16 protein-coding genes are annotated in these 18,536 nt (G+C 69.7%); 9 read left to right on the forward strand and 7 right to left on the reverse strand.

The window, feature by feature from the left end:
* Positions 1 to 29 precede the first annotated feature (29 nt).
* A complete protein-coding gene (locus ACWGI8_RS11335) occupies positions 30 to 626 on the reverse strand; it encodes a dihydrofolate reductase family protein (RefSeq protein ID WP_453659940.1) in 597 nt (198 codons plus the stop codon).
* 406 nt (positions 627 to 1,032) lie between these two features.
* Between ACWGI8_RS11335 and ACWGI8_RS11340 the strand changes: the two genes are divergently transcribed.
* Entirely contained in the window at positions 1,033 to 2,490 is a 1,458-nt protein-coding gene (locus ACWGI8_RS11340) for an extracellular catalytic domain type 1 short-chain-length polyhydroxyalkanoate depolymerase (RefSeq protein WP_453659941.1), read from the forward strand.
* A gap of 70 nt (positions 2,491 to 2,560) precedes the next feature.
* Here the strand turns inward: ACWGI8_RS11340 and ACWGI8_RS11345 are convergent, their stop codons facing one another.
* Entirely contained in the window at positions 2,561 to 3,808 is a 1,248-nt protein-coding gene (locus ACWGI8_RS11345; protein ID WP_453659943.1) for a PP2C family protein-serine/threonine phosphatase, read from the reverse strand.
* 438 nt (positions 3,809 to 4,246) lie between these two features.
* On the opposite strand from ACWGI8_RS11345, the gene ACWGI8_RS11350 reads away from it, so the two are divergent.
* The 3 genes from ACWGI8_RS11350 (at position 4,247) to ACWGI8_RS11360 (ending at position 7,371) form a co-directional block, all read left to right on the forward strand.
* The gene (locus ACWGI8_RS11350; protein WP_453659945.1) at positions 4,247 to 5,326 is read left to right on the forward strand and encodes a mechanosensitive ion channel family protein; all 1,080 of its coding nucleotides are present in this window, start codon (positions 4,247 to 4,249) and stop codon (positions 5,324 to 5,326) included.
* 90 nt (positions 5,327 to 5,416) lie between these two features.
* Positions 5,417 to 5,566, forward strand: a complete 150-nt coding sequence (locus ACWGI8_RS11355) for a hypothetical protein (RefSeq protein ID WP_453659947.1) — start codon at positions 5,417 to 5,419, stop codon at positions 5,564 to 5,566.
* A gap of 173 nt (positions 5,567 to 5,739) precedes the next feature.
* Positions 5,740 to 7,371 (forward strand): hypothetical protein, encoded by a 1,632-nt coding sequence (locus ACWGI8_RS11360; protein ID WP_453659948.1) that lies wholly within the window; start codon positions 5,740 to 5,742, stop codon positions 7,369 to 7,371.
* 43 nt (positions 7,372 to 7,414) lie between these two features.
* Here ACWGI8_RS11360 and ACWGI8_RS11365 read toward each other — a convergent pair whose 3' ends face one another.
* The 3 genes from ACWGI8_RS11365 to ACWGI8_RS11375 form a co-directional block, all read right to left on the reverse strand.
* Positions 7,415 to 10,312 carry an ATP-binding protein gene (locus ACWGI8_RS11365; RefSeq protein ID WP_453659949.1) on the reverse strand — a complete coding sequence of 966 codons (2,898 nt, stop codon included), beginning with the start codon at positions 10,310 to 10,312 and terminating at the stop codon, positions 7,415 to 7,417.
* 190 nt (positions 10,313 to 10,502) lie between these two features.
* The gene (locus tag ACWGI8_RS11370; RefSeq protein WP_453659950.1) at positions 10,503 to 11,846 is read right to left on the reverse strand and encodes a cytochrome P450; all 1,344 of its coding nucleotides are present in this window, start codon (positions 11,844 to 11,846) and stop codon (positions 10,503 to 10,505) included.
* 23 nt (positions 11,847 to 11,869) lie between these two features.
* The gene (locus tag ACWGI8_RS11375) at positions 11,870 to 12,910 is read right to left on the reverse strand and encodes a terpene synthase family protein (protein WP_453659952.1); all 1,041 of its coding nucleotides are present in this window, start codon (positions 12,908 to 12,910) and stop codon (positions 11,870 to 11,872) included.
* Between the two features lie 903 nt (positions 12,911 to 13,813).
* On the opposite strand from ACWGI8_RS11375, the gene ACWGI8_RS11380 reads away from it, so the two are divergent.
* Entirely contained in the window at positions 13,814 to 14,167 is a 354-nt protein-coding gene (locus ACWGI8_RS11380) for a VOC family protein (RefSeq protein WP_453659953.1), read from the forward strand.
* A 180-nt stretch (positions 14,168 to 14,347) separates the two neighbouring features.
* On the opposite strand, the gene ACWGI8_RS11385 is transcribed toward ACWGI8_RS11380, so the two are convergent.
* The gene (locus tag ACWGI8_RS11385; RefSeq protein ID WP_453659955.1) at positions 14,348 to 14,890 is read right to left on the reverse strand and encodes an FABP family protein; all 543 of its coding nucleotides are present in this window, start codon (positions 14,888 to 14,890) and stop codon (positions 14,348 to 14,350) included.
* Between the two features lie 387 nt (positions 14,891 to 15,277).
* Between ACWGI8_RS11385 and ACWGI8_RS11390 the strand changes: the two genes are divergently transcribed.
* Genes ACWGI8_RS11390 through ACWGI8_RS11400 form a run of 3 tightly spaced genes read left to right on the forward strand, consistent with a single transcriptional unit; the run spans position 15,278 to position 16,711 of the window.
* Positions 15,278 to 15,736 carry a DUF3995 domain-containing protein gene (locus tag ACWGI8_RS11390; RefSeq protein ID WP_453659956.1) on the forward strand — a complete coding sequence of 153 codons (459 nt, stop codon included), beginning with the start codon at positions 15,278 to 15,280 and terminating at the stop codon, positions 15,734 to 15,736.
* Positions 15,737 to 15,788: 52 nt separating this feature from the next.
* Complete coding sequence (locus tag ACWGI8_RS11395; protein WP_453659958.1) at positions 15,789 to 16,262, forward strand: RNA polymerase sigma factor; 474 nt, start codon at positions 15,789 to 15,791, stop codon at positions 16,260 to 16,262.
* On the forward strand, positions 16,259 to 16,711 hold the full coding sequence (locus ACWGI8_RS11400; protein ID WP_453659960.1) for a hypothetical protein: 453 nt from the start codon (positions 16,259 to 16,261) through the stop codon (positions 16,709 to 16,711). Before ACWGI8_RS11395 ends, ACWGI8_RS11400 begins: the two co-directional genes overlap by 4 nt.
* A 136-nt stretch (positions 16,712 to 16,847) precedes the next feature.
* Here ACWGI8_RS11400 and ACWGI8_RS11405 read toward each other — a convergent pair whose 3' ends face one another.
* Positions 16,848 to 17,054, reverse strand: coding sequence for a hypothetical protein (locus ACWGI8_RS11405; RefSeq protein ID WP_453659961.1), 207 nt, complete (start codon positions 17,052 to 17,054; stop codon positions 16,848 to 16,850).
* 949 nt (positions 17,055 to 18,003) lie between these two features.
* Between ACWGI8_RS11405 and ACWGI8_RS11410 the strand changes: the two genes are divergently transcribed.
* Positions 18,004 to 18,279: a hypothetical protein gene (locus ACWGI8_RS11410; RefSeq protein ID WP_453659962.1), complete on the forward strand. Its 276-nt coding sequence runs from the start codon at positions 18,004 to 18,006 to the stop codon at positions 18,277 to 18,279.
* The last annotated feature ends 257 nt before the right edge of the window (positions 18,280 to 18,536 follow it).

The raw sequence follows: 18,536 nt of genomic DNA on the forward strand, positions 1-18,536 counted from the left end.
CCACCGGCCGGCGCAACGTGGGGGCAGCCCTAGGACTCGGCGACGGTCCGGTAGGTGCACACGTGCACGCCCGTGCCACTGGTGACGGCCGAGACCAGCTCGAGCGTGCGCAGCGCACCGTCGTCGGGGAAGATCGTCTTGCCGCCGCCGAGGGTCACCGGCATGATCATGAGCCGGAGCTCGTCGACCAGTCCCTCGCGCAGGAGGGTGCGCACGAGCGTGGGGCTCCCCATGACCAACAGGTCGCCGCCGTCTGTCTCGTGCAGCTCCCGGATACGGGCGACGGCCTTGTCGCCAGAGATTCGCGTGGTGTTGTCCCACGTCAGCCCGGAGTCGCCGAGCGTATCGGACACGACGTACTTCGGGATCGCGTTCATCCGGTCGGCGAACGGGTCGCCGGCACGCTCGGGCCACGCCGCAGCCATCGTCTGCCACGTACGGCGCCCGAACAGCAGCGCCTCGGCATTTCTCAGCGCGTCGTCGAAGGCACCGCCCACCACCTCCGGGTCGAAGAACGGGTGCGACCAGCCGCCGTGGGCAAAGCCACCGTCGGTGTCCTCGCCGGGTCCGCCCGGCGCCTGCACGACACCGTCCAGGCTCATGAACTCACTGATCACGATGCGCATGGGACATGCTCCTCTTCCTCGGTTCTGGTGTACGGCAATGGAGACTGCCACGCCGCCCCGGAATCATCGCGCCCCACGCGTTCCGCGACACGTGTTGCGCGACACGCGTCATGCGCCGCGCGTCACGTGTCACGAGCTCGCGCAGAGCATGCCGTACATGACAGCGCCATGACCGGACCTCAACACCTCACACATGACATGGCGCTCGCCACCGCGGCCGCTGTCCCACCGCAACAGATGCGGACCACAGCCCGCGACTGTGCGAGGTGGAGCCCACCGCCATTACTCCACGGATCGGCGGAACGTAACGTCCCCGTAATTCCGGGGCGGCGCACAGGTGTCGGCCGCCAGGCCACTGGCGCGCGAGCCCCTACATCCACCCAGCAGCAATCACCGAGGTGGCACGATGAATCCCCGCTTCTCACGCGCTCAGCGCCCGCCACGAAGCTCCGCCGCAGCGCTCGTGCTGTCCCTGATCGCCCTTGTCCTGGGGCTGTTCCCCGCTCCGGCGCAGGCCGCGAGCCTGACCGAGGTCACGGGGTTCGGGTCCAATCCCGGCAATCTGCAGATGTTCCGCTACGTCCCCGACGGGCTGCGGGCCGGCCGCCCGCTCGTGGTGGCCCTGCATGGCTGCACCCAGTCCGCGGCCGCCTTCGACGATGAGACCGGCTGGACCAAGTGGGCCGACACCTGGGGCTTCGCTCTGCTCCTGCCACAGCAGAAGTCCGCCAACAACGCCAACTCCTGCTTCAACTGGTTCCAGTCGGCCGACTTCTCGCGCGGCCAGGGCGAGGCGCTGTCCATCAGGCAGATGACCGACAGGATGGCCTCCGACCACGGCATCGACGTCTCACGGGTGTACGTCACCGGCCTGTCCGCCGGCGGGGCCATGACCTCGGTCATGGCCGCCTCCTACCCGGACGTCTTCGCGGGGGCGGCGGTCGTAGCGGGCATCCCGTTCGACTGTGCCCGTAACGTCACCGCCGGGTTCGGCTGCATGAGCCCCGGCTCCGACCTCGGCGCACGGCAGTGGGGCGACAAGGTCCGCGCCGCCTACCCGTCGTACGGGGGCCCGTATCCCACGATGTCGGTCTGGCACGGTTCCAGCGACAGCACGGTGGCACCGATGAACATGACCGAGCTCGTCGAGCAGTGGACCGATGTGCACGGCACCGACGCGGTCGCGGACCTCAGCGACACCGTCCAGGGCCATCCGCACAAGGTGTACCGGAGCGGCGCGGGCAAGGCCGTGGTCGAGTCGTACTCCCTCACGGGCATGGGCCACGGCCAGCCGGTCGACCCGGGCAGCGGGACCACGCAGTGCGGCACCGCCGGCGCGTACGTACTGGACGCGAACATCTGCGCCTCGTACTGGATCGGGCAGTCCTGGGGCCTCGGCGCGCCCGACGGCAGGGGCACCCTGCCCGCGCCGTCCGGGCTCACCGTCACCGCCACCACCGACTCCTCGGTGACCCTGTCCTGGAACGCGGTGGACGGCGCGGTCTCGTACCGCGTCCACCGTGGCGGGACCCAGGCCGGCACGTCGTCCTCGGCCTCCTTCACCGACACGGGGCTCTCCGCCGGCACGGCCTACAGCTACACCGTCGCCGCCGTGGACGGCTCGGGAGACGTCGGCGCGTCCTCCGCCCCCGTGCAGGCGACCACCGCAGGATCCGCCCACCGGTGCTACACCGACGACAACTACAACCAGGTGGCCGCCGGCCGGGCCCACCAGACCATGGGCACCGTCTACGCCAACGGCTCCAACCAGAGCATGGGCCTGTACAACGTCTTCACCACGCACACCCTTGAGGAGACCTCCCCCGGCTACTTCGTGATCGCCGATTCCGGCTGCCCCTCGTGACCCCGGTGGCGGCTTCACCGTCACCCGGTGAGGCCGCCACCGCAGCCCGCAGCGCCGGCCGGCGGGTGCGTCAGAGCCTGACGACGACGATGGCGACGTCGTCACGGGCGCCGCCGCTGACGCCGAGGTTGGCCAGCAGGACATCGGCCAGGCGCTCGGGGCCGAGCCGGCCGACGGGGGCCAGCGAATCGGCCAGCCGGGCCAGGCCGACGTCGATGTCCTCGCCGCGGCGTTCGATGAGACCGTCCGTGTAGAGGACCAGGGTGTCGCCCGGGGTGTAGGGGACACTGGCCTGGGGACGGGGGACGTGCTCGGGGCGGGCGCCCAGCGGCGGATCGGTGGCCTTGTCGAGCAGCTCGGTGGTGCCGTCGGAGTGCAGCAGGATCGGAGGTGGGTGGCCGGCGCTGCTGTAGACGATCCGGCGAGCGGGGATGTCGATCAGCGCCTCGACCGCCGTGGTGGCCAGCGCCCCTTCGATCGAGCGCGCGTACAGGCCGAGCAGCTCCAGGGCTTTGGCGGGCCCGTCGACAGCGCGGGTGGCGGCGTTCAGCGCGCTGCGGAGCATGCCCATGACGGTGGCGGCCTCCAGACCATGGCCGACCACGTCGCCGACTGCCACCGCGAAGCGGCCGTCGGGCAGGTCGACGACGTCGTTCCAGTCACCGCACACGTTCAGCGAGCCGATGGCGGGCACGTAGCGCACGGCGACGTCCGGGTGGCGAGCCAGGTCCGGGGAGCGGAGCATGGCTGCCTGCAATGTGAGGGCGACCTGGCGTTCGCGGGAGTGGGCCTGGCGCAGTTCGTCGTTCAGCCGCTGCAGTTCCCGCGCCCGTGCGTACAGCTCGGCTTCCATCCCCTCTTCCCGCTTGCTCAGCTCCCCTCCGAGGAGGCGGTCGTGGGCGCGCCGGGAATGAACGAACGCGGTCACGTCCTCCACCCGATGGATGATCCACGCCGTCGTTCCGTCGGGCGCGAGAACGGGGGTGTTGATCGGGGACCACCAACGCTCCTCGAACTCGCCGAGCCGGTGCATGCGGGGAATGTCGTACTTCTGCAGCGCCATCGTGTCGGATTCCCGGGTGGCCAGGACCCGGCGCAGTGAGGCGTTCAGATTCTGCACGCCGTCGGCATCGGGGTCCGCGGGGTTGTCCGGGAAGGCATCGAAGATGTACTGCCCGAGCAGGTCCTCACGGGTCCTCCCGGTCGCCTGAAGGTAGGCCTCGTTGACGTCGACGATCACCAGGTCCGGGCCCAGCACCAGGTACGGACTCGGCGTAGCGGCGAACAACGCCGCGTAATCGATCTCCCGTGGTGCCACAGGCTCCCTGCCAGTCCGTCCGTGCCCACCGACCGCCCATTGATCAATCTACGTCGGGCCCGGCATCTCCGCTCGTCACAAGTCGCCGCCCGGGCGGTCACCGGTCGTCCGAGCGCACCGGGTCGCCGGTCGTCCGGCGGGCACCGGGTCGCTCGTCATCAGGTGGGCACCGGGTCGCCCGTCACCGGGTGGGAAGCTCACTGAACCCCTGTCACATCGCTGCCGCTCCAGTGCTGTGCGCAGGTGGGCCCAACTGCAGCGGTGCCTGCGGCGTGCGGCAGGATGACAGCTCGCGCCGAGTGGACTCCGTACGCACCGACGCGACCGCACAACCGCACTCCCAGAATGCACAGGTAACAAGGTGACGACACATCACGTCCGGCTCACAGCGGCAGCCACCGCCGCCCGCGCTCTTCACCGTGCGGCGGGAGGGGATCGGTGAACCGGGAGCTCACACTGCATGACGCGTTCGTCGCCGGAATCGCGATGGCCGCAGGCATCGCGGCCGCCCTGCTGCTGCGCGTCATCCTGAAATGGCTCGGCGAGCGGGCCGGACGAACCCGCTGGAACGGCGACGACATCATCGTCGACGCCCTGCGGGCACTGGTTCCCTGGGCCGCGATCACCGGCGGTGCGGCGGTCGCGGCGTCCGTGCTGCCGCTCAACGCCAGGGTCGGACGCAACGTCACCATGACGCTCACCGCCGTGCTCATCATGGCGGCGACCCTCACGGCCGCGAGGATCGTCGCCGGCCTGGTGCAGGCCCTGGCGCAGTCCAAGTCCGGTGTCGCCGGGTCGGCCACCATATTCGTGAACATCACGCGCGTCGTGGTGCTGGCCATGGGCTTCCTCGTCGTCCTGGAGACCCTGGGCGTCTCCATCGCACCGCTGCTCACCGCGCTGGGCGTGGGTGGTCTGGCGGTGGCGCTCGCCCTTCAGGACACCCTGGCCAACCTGTTCGCGGGGGTGCACATCCTCGCCTCCAGAACGGTGCAGCCCGGTCACTACATCAGGCTGAGCAGCGGCGAGGAGGGCTATGTCGTCGACATCAACTGGCGCAACACGGTGGTGCGCACGCTTTCCGAGAACCTGGTGATCATCCCCAACACCAAGCTGTCCGGCACCAACATGACCAACTACCACCGCCCGGAACAGCAGATGACGCTCAACGTCCAGGTGGGCGTCGGCTACGACAGCGACCTGGACCATGTCGAGCGCGTCACCGCCGAGGTCGTCGAGAGCGTGATGGCGGACATCGCCGGTGCCGTGCCCGACCATGAACCGGTCATTCGTTTCCACACGTTCGGCGACTCCAGGATCGGCTTGACGGTGATCCTGGGGGTCGGCGAGTTCAGTGACCAGTACCGGATCAAGCACGAGTTCATCAAGCGACTGCACCGGCGCTACCGAGCCGAGGGCATCAGCATTCCCGCTCCGACGCGGACGATCGCCATGCAGCAGGGAGAGCTGCCGATTCCCCACCAGCGCTCCGCACCGGCCCCCACGCACCTCCCATAGCCTGCGCCTTCGCCTTCGGCCGTAGCACCTGCTGAAGGTCCGTGCTGAGCCGGTCCTGGACCGGCTCAGCTCCGGCCGAGCATCTCCGCGGTGAGGATGTCGCCGCCGGACCCACTGCACACCGCCGCACTGCGCCTGCGCGCGCAGCTCGCCCTCGTCGGCACCCGGACCCTCGAACCGGCTGAGACCGCCCTGCTCGAGCGTTGGCTCGAGCGCATCACGCAGACCGACTGTGCGTGACACCCCCACCACCGGACACCGGCGTCCGCGGCCCCAACCCCGGCTCCGGCTCCGGCTCCAGCGCCAGCTCCAGCTCCAGCTCCAGCTCCGGCGACGCGGTGGGCCGGATGGCCATCGACCGAAAATGTTGCGTTGCCCCGCCGAGGCCATGATGTGGCAGTAAGGAATCACCTGTGTACGCCCACACATCCCCTGAACTGATCGAACGCTGGTGGAGCGCCGAACCGGCGCGGACCGCCTTCGACATCACGGGCATCACGCACGCCCCGGACCGGTTCACGGAACGACTGGGCACCGAACCCGGGCTCTGGATTGCCGCCGTGGCACTGACGGCCTCCGATTTTCCCGGAAGTCTGGCGGAGCTGGTGGACGCGGCCCAAGAACTCGACCGGGACGGGGAGTTGCCAAACGCCCCGGACTGGACATCGATCGACCGGCCGGTCGACCGGCTGCTGTCCTGGGCCCCCGCCCCGGCCGTGGATCGCATCGTCCTCTGGACGGGGCCGCAGGGACGTCGGCTGCTCGCCGAGCAGACCACGTATTGTTCGCAGACCGCCCGCGCGTTGATACGCCACGGCGACCTCGCGATACGCCAGGAGCTCGCCAAGGACCGGGAACCCCGTGATCCACGAGACGCCGGGTATCCACCACGCCCGGACGCAGGGATCGTCCAGGCACTGCTTGAACTGGACGACCCCGAGACGAATCTCTGGCTGGTGCAGGCCGAACGACTCACCAGCCGCGTGAAGTTCGACGTCCTCGTCGGACGCCCCTTCGCCCCCGGCCGCACGGAACCCGTCCCCCGTCTCCCCAGGACACGGGAGCTCGCCGAGCGCCTCGCCGAGATCATCGACCCCCGGGAACTGGCCCGCCGGTTCGACGCGCCGGACCCTGAGCACGTACTGCTGGCGCTGTGCGCCACACGGCCGCCGGCGACAGCGCAAACGCCCTGGGCGTCCCTGCTGCCCGAGTCGGCTCTGATGACGCCCTATCAGCAACTGGTGTCCGCACTCCTGCTGGCTCGCGCCGAGCGCACCGACCTGCTCAAGAAGGCACTGGCCGCAGCCCCACTCGATCGCAACCAGCGCGACTGGTTCCGGCTCGCACTGAACGGGCAGGAGAGCCCCGCCGCGGTGTTCCAACGAGCCGTCCTGCTCACGCAGCAGTCCGAGGGCTTCTTCGAAGAGGCCAGGCGAGCACTCTTCTCCCGTCATCGCGGCCGTATTGGCACGGCGCGCTGGAACCGTCCGGACAGGCTGCTCGCCCATGGCCGGGCCCTGGCCGAGGATCCGTGGTATCCCCTCGACTGGGACGAAGCCCGCCGTATGGCCGCCGACCCCGCGAACTTCAACCAGCGGGGTCTGCCGAGCTTCTCGCTCACGGGCCTGGTGGAACACGCCGGCTGTCCTCGCGACCTCGTACGCCTGCTGGCTCACGAGGAAACCGCCAAAGAGCATGTCTTCCTGCATCTGTTCCGGCAGCGGAGCGAGGGGCTCGATCTGCTGCGCTCCATGCCCCTCACGGAAGACACCGCGGCCTTCGCCTTCTGGGCCGCCGTACGGGACGGTGACTGGCACCCCGAAGTCACCATCCAGGATGTGCTGCGCCACGGCCGCCCCGCCCGCATCCTGGCCAAGGGCTGGAGCGAACCGTTCGCGTACAGGTACGCCGAGTACGTCCGAGTGGCCGTCAGAGCCGCATGGGACGACCTGCTCAGCGGCCTTTCAGCGCAGCAGCGTGCCACGATGGAGGAACGCCTGCCGGCCTTCGAGGGCACACTGCCCGAGCTGCTCAGCTCCCTGTGACCGCGCCGCCCGACACGGTGAAGACCGCTCGGGCTCGGCCGGATCACATGCCGAGGGCACGGCGCAGGCCCACTCGATCGGTTCCCAGTTTGGTGAAGACCCCGGAGAGCAGTTTCGACACGGCATGCTCGCCGGTGCCGAGCTCGGCGGCGATCTCCGCGTTGCCGAGTCCGCGTGCGGCGTGGCGGGCTGCCGCGCTCTCCGCTTCGGAGAGGGTGTCCTGTTCGGTGACCTGCCGGCGACGCGGGCGCAGTCCGGCGGCGGCGAGCTCGGTCCGGGCGCGGGTCGACAGGGTTTGGGCGCCGCAGGCGGTCGCCGCTTCCATACCGGAGTAGAGCTGGTGGGCGGCGCGCTCCAGGTTGCCGAGGGCGTGCAGGGCCGTGCCGTGGTCGATGAGCGCGTGGGCGAGTTCGTACGTGGCCGGGGACTGCTCGAGGTGCTCGACGGCTTCCTGGAGCAGGACGACCGCCTCGGCCGGATCGGAGGTCGCCGCCTGGACGCGCAGTGCGTGGCCGATGACGCTGGCGGTACCGAACGCCCGGGCGCGCGAGGCGGCCTCATGCGCCGTGGCACGGGCCTTCTCGGGTTGGTGCCTGGCCTGCGCCAGGGCGAGGTCGAGTTGCCAGGGGCTCCACGCGGGGTTGCGTGTGCCTCGGCTGTCGAGGCGCTGGCCGGCTTCGGCGAGCTGCCGCTCGGCCTCGTCACTCATGCCGCGGGCCAGGAGGAGCTTTCCCCAGACTGCTTGGGGATCGGGGTAGATGACCGCGTTGGGGAAGCCCTTGCCGAAGTCGTAGGACTCGGCAACGCCCTGGGCCTCGGCGGTGTGTCCGCGGGCGAGCTGGGTCTCGATGAGGGTACCGACCGCCTGCCACTGCGCCGGGATTCCGCGCCCCACCCGGTCGGCGATCTCAAGTCCCTGGCGTACGAAGTCCTCTGCTTCGGTGAGCCGTCCGCGCCGGTAGCGGACGTAGCCGAGCAGGGTGTAGGCGAAGGACAGGTGCGCGCCGCGCCATCCTCGTGCTTCGAACTCGGTGATGGCATCGTTGAACAGTTCTTCGGCCCTGCCCGGCTGATCGCTGTACATGAGGGTGAGCGCAACGACGGCCGGCACCTCGAACCCGAAGTCCTGGTCGGTCCAGCTCAGGCCGCCGTCCAGAGCCCGTTGCGCGTACTGCAGCGCCCTGGCGGAGGGTTCGCCGCGCATCACGCAGTCCCAGCCCCGCAGCCCCAGGATGTGGCGTTCGGCCAGGCTGCGGCCGGTGAGGCGCTTGGCGAACTGGGCCAGCAGCCGGGAGCGGGCGGGTGAGTCCTGCTCGTCGACGCGGACCGCGTTCCATTTGAACTGCTCGGCCTGCAGACGCAGTTTGGTGCGGGCACTGGTGGTACGGCGGGCCTCGTCCGCGAGGAGCTCGGTTGCCTGCACCAACTGACCGGTGTGGGCCAGGGCTTGGGCGAGCCGGTAGATGACGGCTTCCCGCAGACCCGGCCCGATCTCGGGCTCTTCCAGTGCGGCCCGCAGGTGGTTGACGGTGGTGGTGGGTTCGTGGAGGAGGCCGGCGGAGCCGAGTTCGAACAGCACCTGGGCCCGGTCCTCAGGGGTCGGCGGTTCACGCAGAGCGCGTGCCAGACAGCGGCGGGCGGCCTCGGGGGCTCCGGCGGAGAAGTTCGCACGGGCGGCCTGACGCAGTTGCTGCACGACCCAGGGGTCGCCTTCCGGGTGCATCTCCAGCATGTGGCGGGCGGCGGCCGCGGCGCCGAGGCCGGCGTCGATCACGGCCATCGCCGCCATGCCGTGCATGCCGACGCGTACGCCCGGAGGGATGGACCGGTACACGGCGGTGGCGATCAGCGGGTGGAAGAACTCCACGACCTCGTCGCGTTTCACCGTGGTCAGGACCGTCAGGATGCGCGCGTTGTGCAGTTGGTCGATGGCCTCGTGGATCTGCGCGTCGCCGAGCGATGCCACGCTCGCTGCGATCCTCGTGGAGATACCGGTGCCCAGCACCGCGGCGGCCCATGCCAGCCGGACGGTGGAGGGACCGAGCTGTTCGAGCCGTTCCACAAGTCCGCTGCCCTTGACGGCCGAGGCGAGATCACGGAGTTGGGGAATGTTGTCCTGCTGTGGCTTCAGGCCACGGTCGCGGCCCTTCGCGGTGAGCTCGACGACCTCGAAGGGGTTTCCAGCGGTGATCGCCCAGCATTCCCGGCAGAACAGGTCGTCGGCACCGTCGCCGAGGGCGTCGCGTACTATGCGCGCCACCGCGCTCGATGTGAGGGGCTCCAACTGGTGCGGGCGTGCCCCGTGGCGCGAGGCCAGGGTCTGCAACACGGCGGCGTCGGGAGGGAGCTCATCCGGCCTGCAGGCCACGACGATGAGCATCCCCAGGTCCTCGGCGCGGGCGGCGAAGGCGGTGAGCCATGCGAGGGATTCCGCGTCGGCCCAGTGCGCGTCGTCGAGGACCAGCACAACGGGCGTGGAGCGCAACGACAGTCGGGTGACGACCCAGTCGAGGCCGTCGCGCACGCCCTGGGGGTCGGGTGCGGCGCCGTCCTGCGGGGCGGTCAGGCCGATCGCCGGTGCGACGATTCCGTACCAGTGCCCCAGGATCTCGCGGTGCTCGTCCTCGCCCATGGCGGCGAAGGTGGGCTGGATGAGCTGGCGCACCACATGGAACGGCACCTGCTTCTCCTGCTCGCCGCCGCGCGCGGACAGCACCGTGCAGCCGCGTTCGACGGCATGCCGGCGGGCTTCGGCGAGCAGGGTGGTCTTGCCCAGTCCGGCTGGTGCCGCGAAGACGAGCACGCCGCCCCGCCGCGCGCCCGGGCCATCGACCGAGGCTCCGCACAGTTCGTCCAACGCCTTGTGGATTGCGTCGACTTCGGATTCCCGCTCGAGGATGGGCTGATAGGCCCACCCTTGCTGCTCAACGGCCTGTGTCACCTGTCGCCCCCTACAGCGTGTGCGCCGAGTGTACGGGCAGAAGGGTGGGATGATGCTCCTTGCGACCATTTTCGGGGAGAACGGCCACTCATTCGTGGGTGGGCCTGTACCCTCCGCTGACGCAGCCGCGGGCACGGTGTCGAAAGACCGGCCGAAGATCGCCTCGAAGGTGCCGAAGGATCACATTCCGTCAGTGTCGCGCGATGGGAATCATGGCCAGCGCTTCCGGCTGCGGGATGCCTCCAGGCACTTCGCGCACCGTGGTGCCGGGAGCGTGGACCAACCGCCACCGGGACGCCACGGTCGCCGTGGCGATCACGATCTCCGCAGCCGCGAAGGAGTCCCCGATACATTTGTGCTGACCGGCCCCGAACGGAATGAACCGGTGAGGGCGTGGCCGATCCTCCGGGCCGGTGTTCCAGCGATCCGGATCGAACTTCCTGGGCTCGTGGAACAGCGCGGGGTCCCGGTGGAGCGCGTAGGGGCTGTAGCCCAGTTCGGCTCCGGCCGGGATCGAGATGCCACCGAGCTCCACCGGAACCAGAGCGCGCCTGGTGAACAGAAGCGGCGAATGCAGGCGCAGCGCCTCCTGGAAGACACTGTTCGTATACGTGAGACCGGCGAGGTCGGAGGGACGCACCGGCCGTGCGCCGACCACTTCGTCGACTTCGGCGTGCAGGCGCTTCTCCACGTCTGGATGACGGTCGAGTTCATGGAAGATCCAGGACAGCACCGTGGACGACGTTTCCGTCGCGGCGAAGAAGATGGCGATCACTTCGTCCCGCACTTGCTCGTCGCTCATCGTCTCGCCCGTCTCGGCGTCCACGGTGGACAGCAGCAGAGACAGAAAGTCGTTACGGCCCGACGCTTCGGTGCCGTACCGCACGATCACCTCGTCGGTGATCCGGCGCAGCCGTGCGGCGGCCGCGTCGAACCGCCGGTTCATCGTGATCGGCAGCCGGTCCAGCGCCTTCGGCATGATCGCTCGCTTGAGGATGCCCTCCAGGAGGATCGGGAACGAGCGGTGCACTTCCTCGACTGCCGACCGCCCGAGGTCGCCGGAGAAGATCATTTCCGCGACCGAGGAGAGCGCGAACCGACGCATTTCCGTTGTCACCGAGATCTCTTGACCGGCGGTCCACGACGTGGACATCTCCTCCGCCTGACGGCACATCATTTCCGCATAGGCGGTGATGTGATTCCGCTGGAAGGCCGGTTGCAGCAGACGGCGCTGCTTGCGGTGGAACTCGCCGTCGGTCACCGGAAGACCGTTGCCGAACAGCGGGCGCAGCTTCTCGAAGACCCTGCCGCGCCCGAAGTTCTTCGCATCGCCGACCAGTACGGTCTGGATCAGGTCCGGGCTGGTGAGCACGTGGACGGGCCAGGTGGCCACATCGACCCGCACGACGTCGCCGTATGTCCGCAGCGACTCCAGGAACGCGATCGGCCTGCGCCACAACTGCGGCACGTGGCCGAGGAGGGGCAGACTCCCCGGAGCGACCGCCGCCTCGCGTGACCGGTTCATCTGCGCCATGGGCTACCTCTCCGTCGTGACGCTCATATCGCTGGGACCAGATCCGGGCGGGTGTACCCGGACTCGAGCCCCGCGACCCACCGTTCGTCGCTGTAGCGGGTGCACTCGTACCGCTGCCAGAGGTCCGCGCCGATCATCCAGTCCTGATAGCTCTTCACGCACCGCGCGACTCCGGCGGCGGTCGACGGGTCCGTCACCCCGAGCGTGTCCAGCACATGGGGCAGCATCTGTGCGGCGGTCAGGAAGTCCTCCACGCGGGAGTGGGTGCGCTCCTGGACGGCGAGCACGGCCTCCGGAAGTGACCACTCGTTCCACCAGGCAAGGAGGGAGACGAGGTTGTTGTTGTCCCCACAGGAGAACTCCTTGCGCAGGGAGAAGACGTCATTGCCCCATGAGATGACGTCCAGGGCACTGCACATGAGGTCCTGGAACGCGGAGCTGTCGTAGACCTCCGGGGGCACTTCGACGCCCAGGCCGGCCTCCACCATGTCCATCATCGGCAGCAGTTGGGAGCTGTGCCGGCGCATACGCACGTAGTCGTCGACGGTCGGCTGCTCCGCGGCCTTCCGGTTGACCGCCTCTTGGTCGAGGGAGCGCAGCATGAGGGGGATGTGCCCCCGATAGCGCTCCCGTATGCCTGGCGGCATCTCGGCCAGGATGCGGTCGCACAGGTCGACGAACCCGACCACCAGCGGATTCCGGCGCACCTGCGGCGCAATGCCGGTCTTCCCCGTGGCGAGGTACCCGGTGATCGCATCGGTGAGCGGGCGCCACGCCTCCAACTGATCCGCCCTGATGAGGTGGTCGTGCTGGTCATCGAGTACGAATGACCAGGCCATCCACTCGGCGAGCAGCACGACGTGCTGGTAGGGCGCCTCGTGACACACCCGCCCGGCCAGGTGGCCGAAACCGATGCCGGCGAACTGCTCCGCCTCGTCGGTGATCAGCCCATGGCCAAGCGCCCACGAGGTCGCCTCGGCGTTGGCCTGACTTGACTGCGGGTGTTTGGAGGGTTCGAAGGGGAGATGGAAGTCTGGAATGGTGAAGGAGTCGAGAAGGGCCATAAATCCCTCCATGGGGAATCCGGATTCGTCGCTCCCCGCCGAAATTGATTCTCGCGCTCACGACCAGGCGATCACACCTCAACTACGGTATGGCCACACATGTTTCTACGATCACCCCGGTCGCAAAACTGGTCGATTTACCCATCCGTGCGAGAACAGCTGGCCACCTCATGCGGCCAATTAACGCGCGGAACCGAGCAGACTGTCAACATAATCCGGCCATAGAACCCGGGATGCATTTGGCAATCGCCGGACGGTTATTCGAGCAGTCATATGCGAATGCCATAATTCTGACCTCAGGGCGTCCGGCAAGTCGTCCATCCGCACACGCGGCCCACCGCACCCACCGGAGAACCCCCAGGTCAGATGGGGGCAATCGCCATTGCTTCAGCAGCGGGCACAGATGGACATGCCGTCGCGGGGAGACGAGAAAGGCAGGGGCAGACGAAAGCATGCCGCCAGGCGCGCGGGAACCCGTGAGGGCGCCCGTGCCCGTACTCGCGCCGACGTCACACCCTGCGTGCCGCCCGGGCGCAATTGTCCCGGCGGTGGTTCCGGTGCCCGTACTCGCCGCGTACCGGCCGGTCCCTTCCAAGCCCGGCTCCTTGACCTCCGACGTCAAAGGATCGGCGGAGCGATCGGCACGGGGGGGTAGGGGCACCCGGCGCCCCGACGAAGGGTTCGACGGTGACGGTTCGGGGGGATCGGACGGGGCTGCCGGGTCGGCCGGGTCCTTGCTCGTCGGCGGTCGGGGCGGAGCCGGGTGGGTGGTCGGGGAGCCGGGCCGACGGGACGGCCCTTCTCCGGGCTTCGATGGAGGCTCGTCCTCTGGCTGAGGAGACATGCCGTCAGGGACGGCGGCCGCCGCGTCCCGCCCGATCGCCGTCCTGGCAGGATAAGGGCATGGAACGTGTGCTTGGAATCGGTGGATACTTCATGCGGGCCGCCGACCCGGCAACCCTGAGCGCGTGGTATCGCGATTGCCTGGGCCTGGACGCCGATGAGAACGGCCTGTGGCGTCAGGGAGCCGGGCTGACGGTGTTTGCGACGTTCGAGTCCGAGACCGACTACTTCAGGTCCCGCGCCCAGCAAACCATGCTCAACTTCCGGGTCCGCGACCTGGATGCGATGCTCGCGCAATTGCGCGCCAAGGGAGCGGACGTGGCCGAAGAGACGCAGGACATGGAGGGTGTCGGTCGATTCGGCTGGGTCACCGATCCTGAGGGCAATCGGGTCGAGCTGTGGCAGCCTGCCTGACCGCGCCTTCACGCAGGCGGTGACGTGCTGGTGGACCACCAGGTCGTCGAGGTGTGAACCTTGGCCGGGCCCGCGCGGTCATGTCCCATTACGCCTTCTGCGGGCTGTCACGGACGGTGGAGCGGAGCCCCGGCCGGCCCGTCTCTCGCGCACTGATCATCCCCGACGCGTCGATCGCACCTAGCTCCTGCGTCGCAGTCGTGCCGAGAGATGGTGCTGCATCGGCTGATCGACCGCCGCAAGGTCGTGGTCGAACGTGAGCGTGCCGTCGTCGGTCAGCGCGTAGCGGCGGCGGGTGGCGTTCACCTTCTTGGCGGTGGGGGCGAGGGCCACCTCGTGAGTGGAGAGGCCGACCGTGTTCTCGGTCGCACGCCCGACCATGATCTCCGCGATGCCGGTGGGCTGGGTGATCAGTACTTCGACCCGGCCGTCGGGCTGAAGCCGCCACCAGCCGCTCTCCCGGGCCGAGGGACGCAGCGGGGCGTCATCCTCGTCGAGCAGCCAGGCCCGGGCCTCGTAGCGCAGGAAGGGACGGCCGTCGTGACTGAAGGTCACCTCCTGCGCGTACGCGAAGTCCCCGGTGAGCGTCGGGTACCCGCCCTGGCCCCGGCCGTACCAAGAGCCCAACAGGCCGAGCACGGGCTCGAGCAGGGCGTGCGGGGCGGGCGCCTCGTCCGGGCGGAGGCTGTCGGGGTACGGGTTTTCCGGTGCGGGGTCGAACACGGTCTGCGCTCCTGGGGTCGATGCCGGTGCCGGGTGGAAGCCTAGGGCCTGTCGTTTGGATCAGGCCGGATCAGCGAGCGGGGTCTGGCGCGTGCAGATGCAAGGCGGAGGAGGGAGCCACTGCGGTGGGGGTACCTCCCGTGCCCGAAGGGCTACGGGGGACATTGGCGACTGACGACAACGCCGCAGATGCGCGTGCCAGGGCACGCGAGCCCGGCAAGATCCAAACGACAGGCCCTAGGGCCTTGCTGCACCGGGCGGACGCGGGTGGGCCGGGGCCGGGTGGCCTCGCGCGCCTCGGAAGAATTCCCATACCCCGACGGAACGTTTCGCGTCGACGACTCCTCTGGAGGGCGACGGATTGCCGAAGTCACCGCAGGAGGACTCATGTCGTACCGGCCCGACGGTCCCGCTCCCACCCCCACCCGTGCTGCCGTTCTCGTCGCCTCGGTGCTTACCGTGGACGCCTTGCTCCACCTGTACTGGATGACGGGCGCCACATGGCCCGCCGCCGATGAAAGGAGCCTGTCCCAAGCGGTTCTTGGCACGGACGTGCCGTTCACACCGCCGATCCTGCTCCCTCTCGTCGCCCTCCTCCTCACGGCCGCTGCCTTCGTCCTCGCCCACTCCCGCCACCCCCGCCACGTACTCCTCCGCGTCGGCGCCCAGGCGGTGGCCGCGGGCCTCTCGCTGCGCGCTCTCGCGGGGATCTACTGGCTGTTCGCCAAGGAGACCGGTTCGGCCTTCTACTGGCTCAACCTCGCGCTCTACACCCCGTTGTGCGCCGGCCTGGCCATCGCCGCCCTGCGCGTGGCGCGGTGGAAGGATGCGGCCCGTGCCCGATGAGCGACCCGATGAGCGACCCGATGAGCGACCCGATGACCGAACGGTCCGGCTCGTGCGAGCCGCCCAGCGCGGCGACACCCTCGCCATGGCCGAACTCCTTGATCTCCTCGCCCCCTACGTGGGCCGTGTCTGTGCGCCCATTGCCCTGGGCCAGGGGGCGGACGCGGCACAGGATGCCCTGGTGGCGGTCTTCAAGTCGCTGCGCACCCTGAAGGACCCGGCCGCCCTGCACGGCTGGGTCCGTGCCATCGCGGTGCGCGAGGCGGTCCGCACCGCGCACCGCGGCGCCCGCACCGTACCGGCCGATCTCAGCGCGCTCCCGGCCCGCGGCGACCCCCAACTCTCCGCCGACATCAGGGACGTCCTGGACCGTCTCTCGCCCGAACACCGCGCGGTGCTGATGCTGCGTGACGTGGAGGGTCTGGACGAGCGCACCGCCGCCGCCCTGCTCGGTGTGCGCACGGGCACCGTCAAGTCGCGGCTGCACCGGGCCCGCGACACCTTCCGAAAGGCGTGGACGTCATGAACGAGCTCTGGCCCACCACCGACCTCGACCCCGTACGCCGCCTGCATGCCCTGGCGGCCGGCATCCGCGGCGCCCACGTGACCGAGGCGCACGTCGACGCACCCTTCGATCGGGTCTGGTCCCTGCTGGGCGACCTGGAGGGCGGGTTCGGACAGGTCGTGACCGACATGGAGCGGCTGCGCGTCGTCCGCCGACGGGGCGAGCGAGTCGAGGCGCTGGCGCGCAGCAGGTACGGAATGCGGGCCCGGCTGCGCGGGGTGCAGCGGCCCGGATGGTGCTGGCTGCAGAGCCGGTTCCTGCTGATCGGCGTGGCGGCGACACCCGAAGGCGCAGGCACGCGGGTGGCGTTCACCGGGGGCGTACGGCTGCCGTCCCGCGCCGCCCTGATCCCCCTGGGCGTACGTCGCGAGGGCAGCCGCAGCGTGGAGAACCTGACGGTCCTGCTGTGAGCCGGACAGGCCGTCCGCATGACCCGTCGGACACTGCCTAGCGTGCCCGACGGGTCGGCACAGTCCCTGCGACTCTCCCGGCTACGCTCGCGCGGGAGCGCCCCGCGGCGCGTGGCTGCGGGGCGCCTTGTGGGGCTTAGTCGATCTGCTCCCCGTCGTGCGTACCGCCCTTGCAGCGGTTGTCCGTCAGATCGGGCGTTCCGCCGCCCTGCTTGCACTCAGAAGGGGTGACGTAGGATGGGGCACCCTGTGCGGCTGCGGTGGCGGTGGCGGCGCCTGTGAGGCCGAGTCCGGCGAGGGCTGCCGTGGCGATGACGGCGGCGAGGATTCGTCGAATGCGCATTTGGTTCCCCTTTCACGGATTGCCTCGGTTGGGGCACTAAGTCAGCTTCTCACCCATGTGGGTGGCACGTCATGTTGAGCCACTCGGGTGACAGTGCTGTCGGGTGCGGGGTCGGTGACGCGACCCGTCGGACAGGCCCTCGAAGAACCCAAGTTTCTTGGGGCTGCAGGAACAAAGAATGTTCTTCGTCTGCTGGCTGTACAGCGGCTTCGCCCACGCTGACCAGCCAAAACGGCGGTCGGTGCGGCTCCTTGGGCGGGGCTGGTCCGGAAATGGTCCGGATCTTGGGACGCTGGGGAGGGGCACTGCCGTCGACGCCTGCCTCGGGGGCCGCCGTACCCGCGACATCGCCCGCGCCCACAGCGTCCCGGTCCGGTGTGGCGACATGCTGGAGACCGACATAGGCCGCGCCGCCCTCGCGGCCCTGCCGGGCTTCGCTCTCCCCGGCGAAACCTTGGCCTCCCATCGGCGCTCGCCGTGAAGTGCCACCGCAGTGGCGGCCCAGCACCTCGCGGGGACGCGAAGGCCGGCCGCCTCCCCGGCCGAGCCGCGCACGGCGGTGTGCAGGGGACAGGCCGGGCGGGACGCTGGGCCGTCCGATCCACCTGGTCGGCCGGACGGGCCGGCTACCGCGCTTCGCACAATCGCAGTTACTCAGCGCGGCCGCCCCCCGGGTGCCCAGGACGGGCGGGGGAGAGGATGCGACGCTGGAGTGAGGGGCCCGCGAGTGGAGGTCCGAGTGCGTCTCATCCGGTCCGCGGCCCTCTCCTTCGGCCTGGCGACCATGTCCCGGTGCGGCTCAATGGATGCGACGCAGAATCGTGCGGTCAGTCTGTGAGCCCGCCGGCCGGGGGAACCACTCACCGAGCGTCGCCAGGCGGCCTTACCGCGTGGATCCGGCCCGCCGGGACCAGGACCGCGCGACCAACCCGGAAGGCAGGTGCGTCCCATGCGCACGTCGACCCGTATCGCCGGTGCCCTCACCGGCCTGACCCTCACCCTCGGCGGTGCGGTCCTCGCCGCTCCCTCGGTCCGGGCGGACATCCCCGCCTGCACAAAGATGGCCGAACTGGCCGGTGCCACCGCTTCCGACTCCGTCACAGCGGCCTGCAGCCGTGGCGTGGTCGGAGACCTGCAGAGTTGTGTGACCGGGCTGACCGGGGCCGGAGTGGCGGGCGGCGCCGCGACCGGTGCCTGCCGGGCGGCGGCCCACGAACCGCGTTAGATGACCGCGCGCGGCAGCCGCCCGCCGGCACCGGTCGGAGCCAGGTACGGCCCGTCTCCTCCTCAACCCCCGGCCTGCCCGGACACAACGCGGCCCCGGTGGGCAGTCTCGACGCCAAGGACATCGACGTCGCCCCGCTCCTACCGACGCGCACGCGGCGTACCGATGCGGCCGGTCGAGGTCGGTGACGTCATGCCCTCTCCGGGGCCGGGCAGTCACCGCCCGGGCGCGGCGCCCAGCCACGCCTCGCGGGCCTC

Source organism: Streptomyces sp. NPDC054841 (assembly GCF_053611045.1).